Annotated in this window: 10 protein-coding genes; 5 read left to right on the forward strand and 5 right to left on the reverse strand. The window is 60.9% G+C overall.

Annotated features, from left to right (window positions below):
- Positions 1-29: 29 nt before the first annotated feature.
- A complete protein-coding gene (locus AC3WP4_RS10400) occupies positions 30-329 on the reverse strand; it encodes a BolA family protein (RefSeq protein WP_076028183.1) in 300 nt (99 codons plus the stop codon).
- Between the two features lie 12 nt (positions 330-341).
- Positions 342-863 (reverse strand): DUF2059 domain-containing protein, encoded by a 522-nt coding sequence (locus tag AC3WP4_RS10405; RefSeq protein ID WP_074878884.1) that lies wholly within the window; start codon positions 861-863, stop codon positions 342-344.
- A 191-nt stretch (positions 864-1,054) separates the two neighbouring features.
- Between AC3WP4_RS10405 and AC3WP4_RS10410 the strand changes: the two genes are divergently transcribed.
- Complete coding sequence (locus tag AC3WP4_RS10410) at positions 1,055-2,449, forward strand: class II fumarate hydratase (protein WP_074878886.1); 1,395 nt, start codon at positions 1,055-1,057, stop codon at positions 2,447-2,449.
- A gap of 115 nt (positions 2,450-2,564) precedes the next feature.
- On the opposite strand, the gene AC3WP4_RS10415 is transcribed toward AC3WP4_RS10410, so the two are convergent.
- Positions 2,565-3,524 carry a DMT family transporter gene (locus AC3WP4_RS10415; RefSeq protein ID WP_076028185.1) on the reverse strand — a complete coding sequence of 320 codons (960 nt, stop codon included), beginning with the start codon at positions 3,522-3,524 and terminating at the stop codon, positions 2,565-2,567.
- A gap of 211 nt (positions 3,525-3,735) precedes the next feature.
- On the opposite strand from AC3WP4_RS10415, the gene AC3WP4_RS10420 reads away from it, so the two are divergent.
- Entirely contained in the window at positions 3,736-3,930 is a 195-nt protein-coding gene (locus AC3WP4_RS10420; RefSeq protein WP_033055288.1) for a DUF6316 family protein, read from the forward strand.
- 127 nt (positions 3,931-4,057) lie between these two features.
- Here the strand turns inward: AC3WP4_RS10420 and AC3WP4_RS10425 are convergent, their stop codons facing one another.
- Both AC3WP4_RS10425 and pap read right to left on the reverse strand, forming a co-directional pair.
- On the reverse strand, positions 4,058-5,242 hold the full coding sequence (locus AC3WP4_RS10425) for a thiolase family protein (protein ID WP_076028186.1): 1,185 nt from the start codon (positions 5,240-5,242) through the stop codon (positions 4,058-4,060).
- 101 nt (positions 5,243-5,343) lie between these two features.
- A complete protein-coding gene (gene pap, locus AC3WP4_RS10430) occupies positions 5,344-6,867 on the reverse strand; it encodes a polyphosphate:AMP phosphotransferase (RefSeq protein WP_074878892.1) in 1,524 nt (507 codons plus the stop codon).
- Positions 6,868-7,183: 316 nt separating this feature from the next.
- Between pap and mnmC the strand changes: the two genes are divergently transcribed.
- The 3 genes from mnmC (at position 7,184) to ngg (ending at position 12,812) form a co-directional block, all read left to right on the forward strand.
- Positions 7,184-9,166, forward strand: a complete 1,983-nt coding sequence (gene mnmC, locus AC3WP4_RS10435) for a bifunctional tRNA (5-methylaminomethyl-2-thiouridine)(34)-methyltransferase MnmC2/FAD-dependent 5-carboxymethylaminomethyl-2-thiouridine(34) oxidoreductase MnmC1 (RefSeq protein ID WP_102614809.1) — start codon at positions 7,184-7,186, stop codon at positions 9,164-9,166.
- A gap of 124 nt (positions 9,167-9,290) precedes the next feature.
- Positions 9,291-11,063 (forward strand): N-acetylglutaminylglutamine amidotransferase, encoded by a 1,773-nt coding sequence (locus AC3WP4_RS10440; RefSeq protein WP_102614810.1) that lies wholly within the window; start codon positions 9,291-9,293, stop codon positions 11,061-11,063.
- 3 nt (positions 11,064-11,066) lie between these two features.
- Complete coding sequence (gene ngg / locus AC3WP4_RS10445) at positions 11,067-12,812, forward strand: N-acetylglutaminylglutamine synthetase (RefSeq protein WP_102614811.1); 1,746 nt, start codon at positions 11,067-11,069, stop codon at positions 12,810-12,812.
- Positions 12,813-12,845 lie beyond the last annotated feature (33 nt).

The following is a 12,845-nucleotide window of genomic DNA, read 5'->3' on the forward strand; positions in this document are numbered from 1 at the left end:
GGCTTGGCACAGCCCATCAACCCTTCACATCAATGCTTGCTGCCGCCAGCACAGGTCGGCGAGGCCGGAGCCGCGTCGATCTGTGCCCATTCCTCTGGCGTGTAGGTATGCAGCGCCAACGCATGGAACTCGCCCATCAGCTCGCCGAGCGTGCCGTAGACTTTCTGGTGACGCTTGACCCGGTTGAGCCCTTCGAACTGCTGGCTGACCACCACGGCCTTGAAGTGGGTCTGCAACCCACGGCTGTGCATGTGGCTTTCATCCAGCACTTGCAGATGCAGCGGCTGCAACAGGCCCAGCGTTGATTCGATGCGTTGTTGCATGGTCATACCGAACTCCGCTTAAGGCTTCTTCTTGGCAGGAGCGGCGCCTTTAGGCTCCAGCTCGGCCGTCATGTCAGCCAGCAGCTTGTTGACCACAGGCACCGCGCTTTCCAGCTTGGCTTGAGTCATCTGGGCCGATTGCTGAGTCAGCTGCGGCATTTTCTCCAGGACTTTCTTGCCCAGTGGCGACTTGTAGAACGCGACCAGGTCTTTCAGCTCGGATTCGCTGAAGTTGGTGGTGTAGAGCTTGACCATGTCCGGCTTCAGCTTGTTCCAGCCAATGGCTTGGTCCAGCGCGGCGTTGGCTTTGGCCTGGTAAGTTTCCAGCAAGGCTTTTTTCGACTCGGGGGCTTTGGTTTGCTCAAAGCGCTGAGCGAACATTTGCTGCACTTGCATGTACACCGGAGTGCCCAATTTGTCAGCGTGCGCCAGGGTCAGGAAAGCTTCGGCACTGGCGTTGTGGCTGGCGGTATCGGCAAGAACCTGGCCGCTGGCGCAAACCAGTGCAACCGCGGTACAGATGGCACGAAGACGAGTCATCGAGTTTCCTTTTCTAGCAGGCGAGGCAAAACCTCAAGGGCGACCATTCTGCACCTAAAAAACTGTGTCACTCAACCCCAAGCCTTGTCGCACCTGATTTAGAGGGGCTGAACGGTCAAAAAACAGACTGATGGAACCACGGCCGGCGATCACGGCCTAAACTGCGCTATCGACCTACAGGAGTGTGCATGATGAGCCGTATCGAAACCGACAGCCTTGGCCAGGTTGAAGTCCCGGATGAAGCCTACTGGGGCGCTCAGACGCAACGCTCGCTGATTAACTTCGCCATCGGCAACGAAAAAATGCCGCTGGCGGTGCTGCATGCCCTGGCGCTGATCAAGAAAGCCGCGGCGCGGGTCAATGACCGCAATGGTGACCTGCCCGCCGACATCGCCCGGCTGATCGAACAGGCCGCCGACGAAGTGCTCGACGGCAGCCATGACGACCAGTTCCCGCTGGTGGTCTGGCAGACCGGCAGCGGCACCCAGAGCAATATGAACGTCAACGAAGTGATCGCCGGTCGCGCCAACGAGTTGGCCGGTAATGCTCGTGGCGGCAAGTCGCCGGTTCACCCTAACGATCACGTCAACCGCTCCCAGAGTTCCAACGACTGCTTCCCGACCGCCATGCACATCGCGGCCGCCCAGGCGGTGCAACAGCACTTGTTGCCGGCGATCAACGAACTGTCGGGCGGATTGGCCGAGTTGTCCGCGCGGCACATGAAACTGGTCAAGACCGGCCGCACCCACATGATGGACGCGACGCCGATCACCTTCGGTCAGGAACTGTCGGCCTTCATCGCGCAACTGGATTACGCCGAGCGGGCGATCCGCAGTGCGCTGCCGGCCGTCTGTGAACTGGCCCAGGGCGGCACCGCGGTCGGCACCGGGCTGAATTCGCCCCACGGTTTTGGCGAAGCCATCGCTGCTGAACTGGCCGCCCTCTCCGGCCTGCCGTTCGTCACCGCACCCAACAAGTTCGCCGCCCTGGCTGGCCATGAGCCGCTGACCACGCTGTCCGGCGCGCTGAAAACCCTCGCCGTGACCCTGATGAAAATCGCCAACGACCTGCGCCTGCTCGGCTCCGGGCCGCGAGCAGGCTTCGCTGAAGTGAAATTGCCGGCCAACGAACCGGGCAGTTCGATCATGCCGGGCAAGGTCAATCCGACTCAGTGCGAAGCCCTGTCGATGCTGGCGTGCCAGGTATTGGGCAACGACGTCGCCATCGGGTTTGCCGCGAGCCAGGGGCACCTGCAACTGAACGTGTTCAAACCGGTGATCATCCACAACCTGCTGCAATCGATCCGCCTGCTTGGCGATGGATGCAGCAACTTCCAGCAGCATTGCATCACCGGTCTGGAACCGGATGCAGAGAAAATGGCTGAACATCTGGAGCGTGGATTGATGTTGGTGACGGCGCTTAATCCGCACATTGGCTACGACAAATCGGCAGAGATTGCCAAGAAGGCTTATGCCGAAGGACTGACCTTGCGTGAGGCGGCGTTGCAGTTGGGGTATCTGACGGATGAAGAGTTTGATGCGTGGGTAAGGCCGGAGAATATGCTGGAGGCTGGTGCCAAGGGCTGACCTGACTGATCGTTCCCACGCTCCGCGTGGGAATGCAGCCCGGGACGCTCCGCGTCCCTGCCGAAGCGGACGCGGAGCGTCCATGGAGGCATTCCCACGCAGAGCGTGGGAACGATCATCCGACCGCTATTCGGGCCTTTCGAGCCCTGAGCCCCGCAATCAACGACGGCCCCAACGCCACCAGCGCCGATCCCAGCACCACCAGCACCGCCCCGCCATACCCCAGACCATTGATCGTCTCGGCATGCACATAGTCCGGCCATAACCACGCCGCCACGGCCACCGCAGCGAATGTCACCAACGGCGTGATCGCCAGCGTCGCACTGACCCGCGATGCCTCCCAATGCGCCAGGGCTTCGGCAAAGGCGCCATAGGCGATCAGGGTGTTCATGCAGCACGCCAGCAGCAGCCAGCCTTGCAGCGGGCTCAGTTGCAGCGCTTCCAGCGGGTGCACCCACGGCGTCAGCAACAACGCGCAGAACAGGTAGATCACCATCATCACTTGCAGCGAATTCCATACCGTGAGCAGTTGCTTCTGGCCCAAGGCGTAAAACGTCCAGACCGTGGACGCCAATAACACCAGCAGCACGCCGGCGGTGTAATCGGTCAGCGAGGTCAGCAACTCGGCCAGGCGCTGATTGAAAAACAGGGCAAAGCCGATCAGCAGCACGAGCAGGCCAATCCCCTGCCCCACGCTGAACCGTTCCTTGAACACAAACAGACTGGCAATCAGCAACATGATCGGCCCCATCTGCACCACCAGTTGCGCGGTGCCGGGGCTGAGCAGGTTCAGGCCCATCAGGTACAGCACGTAGTTGCCCACCAGGCCGAGCACCGCCATCAACACCAACCAGCCACCACGCGGCCCGAGCACCTTGCGGCTCGGCAGGCGCTTGGTCGCCGCCAGATAAATGAACAGGCAGCCGCCGGATACGATCAGGCGAAACCAGGTCACCGTCACCGGGTCCATCACCAGCAGCACTTGCTTGAGTTTGATCGGCAGGATTCCCCACAACAGCGCGGTCACCAAGGCCAGGAACAGACCGTAAACCCAGCGACCCGATGAAATGTGCATTGCGAACCCCGAAGCCAAGTGGCGAGAACCGTCATTCTAGGCTCAGACCTGTTCGGTACACAGGGACAGTTGGGGGCGGGCCGCGAATGAAACTGTGCAGGTCGCACCATTAAATTGGCGCTATGCCGTCGATCGGCTGGCCAGGCGTCGCAAGTGGTTCATGCATAAGCTCATGGAATTCGCCAACAGGAATATTCCTCAGGAGATCGCCATGTACGGCAAACGCGCCCAGGACAATGCCCCCGCCACTCACTTTCGCTGTGACCGGGTGTGTCGTGTGAATGGGGATTTGTATTTCAGCACCCGGGAAAACACCCTGGAGGGCCCGTTTGAAAATCCGGAGAAGTTGGCGCGCGAGGTACAGGCTTACATTGAGCGGATGCTGCTTTTGCGGATGAGCCTGTAGACCGCGTCGCTCCCTTCGCGAGCAAGCCCGCTCCCACATTCAACCGCACTCCAATATGGAAACTCGGTCAATGTGGGAGCGGGCTTGCTCGCGAAGGCGATCTAATAAACAGCAAGAACTTTAAGGGTTAACGCACCGCCTCAAACAACCCGGTCGCCCCCATCCCGCCACCTACACACATGGTGACGATGCCGTAACGCACATTGCGGCGCTGCAACTCACGCACCAGATGCCCGACCTGACGCGAACCGGTCATGCCGAACGGATGGCCGATTGAAATCGAGCCGCCATTGACGTTGTACTTGTCGTTATCGATCTCCAACCGAATGCGGCTGTACAGGCACTGGGACGCAAACGCTTCGTTGAGTTCCCACAGATCAATGTCGGAAATCCGCAAACCCTTGGCCTTGAGCAACTTCGGCACCGAAAACACCGGGCCGATGCCCATTTCATCCGGCTCGCAACCGGCCACGGTGAAACCACGGAAAAACGCCTTCGGTTTCAACCCCAGTTCCAGTGCTTTTTCCAGGCTCATCACCAGCGTCATCGACGCGCCATCGGACAGCTGCGAAGAGTTGCCCGCCGTCACCGAACCGTCTTCGGCAAACACCGGTTTCAATCCCGCCAGGCTTTCCAGGGTGGTGCCCGGGCGGTTGCAGTCATCGTGGTCGACGATGCCGTCGAGGATCTGCACCTGACCGGTGGCCTTGTCTTCAACCCGATACTTCACCGCCATCGGCACGATTTCATCGTCAAACAATCGATCGGCCTGAGCCTGAGCAGTACGTCGCTGACTTTGCAGCGCGTACAGATCCTGTTCTTCGCGGCTGACGTTGTAACGACGAGCGACGATTTCGGCGGTCTGGCCCATCGGGAAATAAATGCCCGGCACCTGCTCTTTCAGCAGCGGGTTGATCAGGTTGTCGGTGTTGATGCTTTTCATGGTCAGGCTGATGGACTCGACGCCACCGGCGACGATGATGTCGCTGCAACCCGAGGCGATCTGGTTGGCGGCGATGGCGATCGCCTGCAAGCCCGACGAGCAAAAACGGTTGAGGGTCATGCCGGCAGTGCCGGTGCCCAGGCGCGACAGCACCGCGATGTTGCGTCCGATGTTGAAGCCCTGGCCACCTTCATTGGAACCGGCACCGACGATGCAATCCTCGACACTGGCCGGGTCGATGCCCGAGCGCGCCAGCAGCGCATTGACGCAATGGGCCGCCATGTCGTCCGGGCGGGTCATGTTGAACTTGCCGCGAAAGGATTTGGCCAGGCCGGTCCGCACACTGTCGACGATCACCACTTCACGCATGGCATACCTCATTGTTGTTGTCGGTTGGGAGTGGACCGAGCATAAGTCCACTGCATTACCGACCGCGACAATCATTCACCCTGTGTATGCGTAACCATCGTTCACTTCTTGTGCTGTTGCGCTTTCCTGTTGTGTTTGTCGGACTTTTCGAACGCCTCTTCCAGCGCCAGATTGATGGTGCGCAGGACTTTGACCCGCGCCCAGCGCTTGTCATTGGCTTCTATCAGTGTCCAGGGCGAGATCTCGGTGCTGGTGCGATCGACCATGTCACCGACCGCCGCGCGGTAGGCGTCCCATTTGTCACGATTGCGCCAGTCATCTTCGGTGATCTTGAAACGCTTGAAGGGAATCTCTTCCCGCGCCTGGAAGCGCTCCAGTTGCGTCTGCTTGTCGATGGCCAGCCAGAACTTGACCACGATCACCCCGGCCTCGGCGATCAGTTCTTCAAAATCATTGATTTCACTGTAGGCCCGCAACCAGTCAGCCGGTGGGCAGTAGCCCTCGACGCGTTCCACCAGCACGCGCCCGTACCACGAACGATCGAACACCGTGAACTTGCCCTTGGCCGGGATGTGCCGCCAGAACCGCCACAGATAAGGCTGCGCCCGTTCCTCTTCAGTGGGCGCGGCAATCGGCACGATGTTGTACTGACGCGGATCGAGGGCCGCGGCAACCCGGCGGATCGCCCCACCCTTGCCGGCCGCGTCATTGCCCTCGAACACCGCCACCAAGGCATGCCGACGCATGCGTTTGTCGCGCATCAGGCCGGAGAATCGTGCCTGTTCGGTAATCAATTGTTCTTCGTAATCGTCCTTGTCCAGGCGCAGGGTCAAATCCAGGCTGTCGAGCAGGCTCAGTTGATCGACATGGATCGGCAACGGCGCGGCATTGACCTTGGAAGGATGGACCTTGTGTCGCTTCAGGGCGCTTTGCAGGCCTTCGAGCAGGATCTTGCCCACCGCCAGGCTGCGGTAATGCGGGTCCACCCCTTCGATCACATGCCAGGGCGCATAGTCGCGGCTGGTACGGCGCAACACGCGTTCGCCGTATTTCACGAACTTGTCGTAGGTTTGCGATTGCTGCCAGTCCAGCGGACTGATGCGCCAACTGTGCAGCGGGTCATCCGCCAGGGCCTTGAGCCGCGCCTTCATTTGCTTCTTGGAGAGGTGGAACCAGAACTTGAAGATCAGCGCGCCTTCGTCGCAGAGCATTTTTTCAAAGCGCTCGGACTGGTTGATGACCTGATCCAGCACCGGGTCCTTGAACAAGCCATGCACCCGGCCTTGCAGCATCTGGCTGTACCAGTTGCCGAAGAAAATCCCCATGCGGCCCTTGGCCGGAAGCATCCGCCAGTAGCGCCAGGCCGGTGGCCGCGCCAGCTCTTCGTCGGTCTGCTGATCGAACGTGCGGACCTCGATCAAGCGTGGGTCCATCCATTCGTTGAGCAACTTGACCGTCTCGCCCTTGCCGGCGCCTTCGATGCCATTGATCAGGATGATCACCGGGAAGCGGCGTTGCTGGTGCAGTTCGAACTGCGCTTCGAGCAGGGCTTCACGCAGGGCTGGTTCTTCGGCTTCGTAGGTTTCTTTGTCGATGGCGTGACCGATTTCGGCGGATTCGAACATGGATGGCTCCCTTTCCAGATTGAGCAAGACTAGCGGATTGAGTGGTTTCCGCAGGAGAAATCCCTGACTTCCCAGCAACGACGTTTCCTGTAGCAGCTGCCGAAGGCTGCGTTCGATCGCGCAGCGGTCGTAAATCCTGAGTTCACGTTTTACCTGAAAAATGCATCGGCTGTTTTTGCGACCGCTGCGCGATCGAACGCAGCCTTCGGCAGCTGCTACAGATTTTCAGCGAATCTGCGAGCGCATGCGTTGCCATGGATCAAGCACCACCCCGGCGATCGGCTAGAATGGCCGCCTTGCCGTTGCCGAGCCTGCCATGAAACCTGTATTGCCCCACGCCCAGCTCGACTGGGACGACCAAGGGCTCCCGCGTTCGCGGGTGTTCGATGATGTGTATTTCTCCGACCTGTCGGGGCTGGACGAAACCCGCTACGTGTTCCTCGAACAGAACGCTTTGCGTGAACGCTTTGCCGCGCTGCCGGCGAGCGGTCGACTGGTGATTGGCGAGACCGGTTTCGGCACCGGGCTGAATTTCCTTTGCGCCTGGCAGCTGTTCGAACAGCACGCGGTGGCGGGGGCGCGACTGCATTTTGTCAGTGTCGAAAAGTACCCGCTGAGCCTGCCCGACCTGCAGCGCGCCCTGGCCTTGTGGCCGGAACTCAAGCCGTTTGCCGATCAATTGCTGACGCAATACGTCGCGATCCATCCAGGCTTCCAGCGCCTGGTGCTGGACAACGGCCGCGTGACCTTGACCCTGCTGATCGGCGATGCGCTGGAACAATTGCCACAACTCGACGCGCAGATCGACGCCTGGTTTCTCGACGGTTTTGCCCCGGCGAAAAACCCCGACATGTGGACCGCCGAGCTGTTCGCCGAACTGGCACGCCTGGCGGCCCCCGGCTCGACCATCAGCACCTTCACCAGCACAGGTTGGGTTCGCCGCCTGTTGAATGCCGCAGGCTTCAAGATGAAGCGCACGCCCGGCATCGGCCACAAATGGGAGATCCTGCGAGGCGTTTTTCTTGGCTGGCCGGAAGAAGTCCCGGCGCCCGCCGCAGTCAAACCATGGTTCGCACGTCCGACGCCATTGACCGGCGAACGTCGGGCACTGGTGATTGGCGCCGGCCTGGCCGGTTGCGCCACGGCCGCCAGTCTCGCCGCGCGGGGTTGGCAAGTCAGCCTGCTGGAGCGTCACGATGCGCTGGCGCAAGAAGCCTCGGGCAATCCACAGGGCGTGCTTTATCTCAAGCTTTCGGCCCATGGCACCGCGTTGTCGCAATTGATTGTCAGTGGTTTCGGTCACACCCGACGCTTGCTCGAACAGCTGCAACGGGGCATCGACTGGGACGATTGCGGGGTCTTGCAACTGGCCTTCAATGCCAAGGAAGCCGAACGCCAGGCGCAATTGGCCGCCGCCTTTTCGCCAGACCTGGTGCACTTGCTCGATCAACCGCAAGCCCAGGCTCAGGCCGGGATCGCCCTGGAGCACGGCGGATTATTTTTCCCGGAGGGCGGCTGGGTTCACCCGCCGGCGTTGTGCCATTGGCAAGCATCTTCAGCGAACATCCAGTGGCTGCCCCATCGCGATGTCCTGGAACTGCGCAAAGTTGATGATCAGTGGCAGGCTTGGGACGGTGATGATTTGCTGGCCAGTGCTACCGTGGTGATCCTGGCCGGCGCCGCCGAGATCAAACGTTTCCCTCAAAGCGCCGAGCTGCCCCTCAAACGCATTCGTGGCCAGATCACTCGGTTGGCGCAAACACCGGAAAGCCAGAGCCTGGCCACCGTCGTCTGCGCCGAAGGCTATGTGGCGCCGGCTCGACTGGGCGAACACACCCTCGGCGCCAGCTTCGACTTCAAGAGCGACGACCTGACCCCGACCCTCGCCGAACACCTCGGCAACCTGGCTTTGCTGGAGGAAATTTCCCCCGACCTGGCCAGGCGGCTGCATGCACAGGAATTGGACCCGCAACTGCTTGAAGGACGCGCCGCGTTCCGCTGCACCAGCCCGGACTACCTGCCGATCGTTGGCCCGCTGGCCGAATCAGCAGCCTTCGCCGATGCCTACGCCGTACTGGGCAAGGACGCCCGGCAAGTACCGGATATTCCCTGCCCCTGGCTTGAGGGTTTTTACGTCAACAGCGGCCACGGCTCTCGCGGTTTGATCACCGCGCCACTGTCGGGTGAATTGCTCGCGGCATGGATCGAAAACGAACCGCTGCCCCTGCCCAGAATGGTTGCCGAAGCCTGCCATCCCAACCGTTTTGCCGTGCGCCAATTGGTCCGCGGAAAAGTCTGACGCCGCGCCTTATAACTTATCGGTCTAAAACTCCAGGGATTCAGCCGGGTCAGTTTCTGAGTACCCGCCGTTTTTGGCGCGGTATCGATTGACCCTCCCCAACGGAAAAACCGGTAAGGAATTTATGTGCGGATTAGCTGGCGAGTTACGCTTTGATCATCAACCTGCGGACCTCGCGGCCGTTGAACGAATCACCCATCACCTGGCCCCACGCGGCCCTGACGCATGGGGCTTTCATGCCCAAGGGCCGATTGCCCTGGGCCATCGTCGCCTGAAAATCATGGACCTGTCGGACGGCTCGGCGCAGCCGATGATCGACAACCAACTGGGCTTGTCCCTGGCCTTCAACGGCGCGATCTACAACTTCCCGGAACTGCGCACCGAGCTTGAAAGCCTCGGTTATGCGTTCTATTCCGGTGGTGACACCGAAGTGCTGCTCAAGGGTTATCACGCCTGGGGCGAAGCACTGCTACCCAAACTCAACGGCATGTTCGCCTTCGCCATCTGGGAGCGCGATGCCCAACGCCTGTTCATCGCCCGCGACCGTCTCGGCGTGAAGCCGCTGTACCTGTCGCGCACCGGTCAGCGCCTGCGCTTTGCCTCGGCACTGCCGGCGTTGCTCAAGGGCGGCGACATCAACCCGATCCTCGACCCGGTGGCACTCAATCATTATCTGAATTTCCACGCCGTGGTCCCGGCACCGCGCACCTTGCTGGCCGGCATCGAAAAACTGCCACCGGCGACCTGGATGCGCATCGAAGCCGATGGCACCACTGAGCAGAAAATCTGGTGGACCCTGCCCTACGGCCCACACGCCGACGAGATGAATCTGACACTCGAAGACTGGCGTGACCGCGTACTCGACAGCACCCGTGACGCGGTGGCGATCCGTCAACGTGCGGCAGTCGACGTCGGGGTGCTGCTGTCGGGCGGTGTCGATTCGAGCCTGCTGGTCGGCCTGTTGCGTGAAGTCGGCGTGGAAAACCTGTCGACCTTCTCCATCGGTTTCCAGGATGCCGGCGGCGAGCGCGGCGACGAGTTCCAGTATTCGGACCTGATCGCCAAGCACTACGGCACCCAGCATCACCAATTGCGCATCGACGAAAAAGAAATTATCGAGCAATTGCCCGCGGCATTCCGCGCCATGAGCGAACCGATGGTCAGCCATGACTGCATCGCGTTCTATCTGCTGTCCCGTGAAGTGGCCAAGCACTGCAAAGTGGTGCAGAGCGGCCAAGGCGCGGACGAGTTGTTCGCCGGGTATCACTGGTATCCACAAGTCGACGGCGCCGAAGATCCGTACACCGCCTATCGCGATGCCTTTTTCGACCGCAGCTACGACGACTACGCCGCCACCGTGCAGCCGAAATGGCTGACAGCGAATGACGCTGCTGGTGACTTCGTGAAGGAACATTTCGCACAACCCGGCGCCGATGCCGCGGTGGACAAAGCCCTGCGCCTGGACAGCACGATCATGCTGGTGGACGACCCGGTCAAACGCGTCGACAACATGACCATGGCCTGGGGCCTGGAAGCGCGCACACCGTTTCTCGACTATCGCCTGGTGGAATTGTCGGCGCGCGTGCCGGGCAAATTCAAACTGCCCGATGGCGGCAAGCAGGTCTTGAAAGAAGCGGCGCGGCTGGTGATTCCGAGTGAAGTGATCGATCGCAAGAAAGGCTACTTCCCGGTCCCCGGCCTGAAGCATTTGCAAGGCGATACGCTGAACTGGGTGCGCGAACTGCTGCTCGATCCGAGTCAGGATCGCGGCCTGTTCAACCCGGCGATGCTCGACCGTCTGCTGACCGATCCACAAGGTCAATTGACCCCGTTGCGCGGTTCCAAGCTGTGGCAATTGGCGGCGCTGAACCTGTGGCTCAGCGAACAAGGAATCTGATCGATGAAACCCCACGCCACGGCCTACAGCCAACGCTTGTTGCGCGGTCAGGCGCCCTCTTACGAACGCTTGCAGGCGCGCCTGGCCGAAGACGGCAGTGAATTGGGCGCTGCACCCATCGCCGTGCATTGCGGTTGGGGCCGGTTGCTGATCGGCCATACCTTTCCGGATGCGGCGAGCCTGGCCCAAGAGCTGCTCAACGAGCACACCGGTGAACGCGACATCGCCCTGTACGTGGCTGCGCCTCAGCAAGTGCTGGGGCTGGAACCGGCCCAGTTGTTTCTCGACCCGTCCGACACCTTGCGCCTGTGGTTCAGCGATTACCGCCAGTCGACTCGGGTGTTTCGCGGCTTTCGCATTCGCCGGGCCCAGAGCGACGCGGACTGGCAGGCGATCAATCAGCTGTATCTGTTGCGCGGCATGCTGCCGATCGATGCGAGCCTGCTGACGCCGCGTCATCAGGGCGGGCCCGTCTATTGGCTGGCCGAAGATGAGGACAGCGGTGCGATCATCGGCAGCGTCATGGGCCTCAATCACCACACGGCGTTCAACGATCCGGAAAATGGCAGCAGCCTGTGGTGCCTGGCAGTCGATCCGCAATGTTCGCGTCCGGGTGTCGGTGAAGTGCTGGTGCGACATTTGATCGAACACTTCATGAGCCGTGGGCTGAGTTACCTGGACCTGTCGGTGCTGCACGACAACCGGCAGGCGAAAAGCCTTTACGCCAAGCTGGGGTTTCGCAACCTGTCGACCTTCGCGATCAAGCGCAAGAACTGCATTAATCAGCCGTTGTTTCTCGGCCCGGGTCCCGAAGCCGAGTTCAATCCTTATGCACGGATCATCGTCGAGGAAGCGCACCGTCGCGGCATCGAAGTGCAAGTCGATGACGCCGATGCCGGCCTGTTCACCTTGATCCATGGCAGTCGCCGCGTACGTTGCCGTGAATCCCTCAGCGACCTGACAAGCGCTATCAGCATGACGTTGTGCCAGGACAAAAGCCTGACGCACAAAGTGCTCAAGGCCGCCGGTTTGAACCTGCCGGCGCAGCAACTGGCCGGTAATGCCGACGACAACCTGGCGTTTCTCGACGAGCACGAACGGGTCGTGGTCAAACCGCTGGATGGCGAACAAGGCCAAGGCGTCGCGGTGGATTTACGGAGCATCGAAGAGGTCCAGCAAGCCATCGAATCCGCCCGCCAGTTCGACAGTCGCGTGCTGCTGGAGAGTTTCCACGAAGGCCTCGACTTGCGGATTGTGGTGATCGGTTTTGAGGTGGTCGCCGCGGCGATTCGTCGTCCGGCAGAAGTGGTCGGTGATGGCCAGCATTCCATCGGTGCGCTGATCGAAGCGCAGAGCCGGCGTCGTCAGGCGGCTACCAGCGGAGAAAGCAAAATCCCGCTGGATCACGAGACCGAGCGCACCTTGAAGGCGGCGGGTTTTGACTACAACAGCATTCTGCCGGCGGGCGAGCATCTGTTCGTACGGCGTACGGCGAACCTTCATACCGGCGGGATTCTTGAGGATGTGACGGCGATCCTGCATCCAACCTTGGTGGATGCGGCGGTGCGCGCGGCGCGGGCGCTGGACATTCCAATGGTCGGGCTCGACCTGATGGTGCCTGCCGCCGATCAACCGGAGTATGTGTTTATCGAAGCCAATGAGCGCGCCGGACTGGCCAACCACGAACCGCAGCCGACGGCCGAGCGGTTTGTGGATTTGTTGTTTCCGCACAGTCAACCGGCGGCTTAGCCCCCCCTTCCTGATCGTTCCCACGCTCTGCGT

Source organism: Pseudomonas sp. FW305-20 (assembly GCF_058788075.1).

What these genes read in the sequence shown, in the direction of transcription:
- AC3WP4_RS10400 (WP_076028183.1), bottom strand. Translation starts at nt 329, where the DNA reads ATGACCATGCAACAACGCATCGAATCAACGCTGGGCCTGTTGCAGCCG.
- AC3WP4_RS10405 (WP_074878884.1), bottom strand. Translation starts at nt 863, where the DNA reads ATGACTCGTCTTCGTGCCATCTGTACCGCGGTTGCACTGGTTTGCGCC.
- AC3WP4_RS10410 (WP_074878886.1), top strand. Translation starts at nt 1,055, where the DNA reads ATGAGCCGTATCGAAACCGACAGCCTTGGCCAGGTTGAAGTCCCGGAT.
- AC3WP4_RS10415 (WP_076028185.1), bottom strand. Translation starts at nt 3,524, where the DNA reads ATGCACATTTCATCGGGTCGCTGGGTTTACGGTCTGTTCCTGGCCTTG.
- AC3WP4_RS10420 (WP_033055288.1), top strand. Translation starts at nt 3,736, where the DNA reads ATGTACGGCAAACGCGCCCAGGACAATGCCCCCGCCACTCACTTTCGC.
- AC3WP4_RS10425 (WP_076028186.1), bottom strand. Translation starts at nt 5,242, where the DNA reads ATGCGTGAAGTGGTGATCGTCGACAGTGTGCGGACCGGCCTGGCCAAA.
- pap (WP_074878892.1), bottom strand. Translation starts at nt 6,867, where the DNA reads ATGTTCGAATCCGCCGAAATCGGTCACGCCATCGACAAAGAAACCTAC.
- mnmC (WP_102614809.1), top strand. Translation starts at nt 7,184, where the DNA reads ATGAAACCTGTATTGCCCCACGCCCAGCTCGACTGGGACGACCAAGGG.
- AC3WP4_RS10440 (WP_102614810.1), top strand. Translation starts at nt 9,291, where the DNA reads ATGTGCGGATTAGCTGGCGAGTTACGCTTTGATCATCAACCTGCGGAC.
- ngg (WP_102614811.1), top strand. Translation starts at nt 11,067, where the DNA reads ATGAAACCCCACGCCACGGCCTACAGCCAACGCTTGTTGCGCGGTCAG.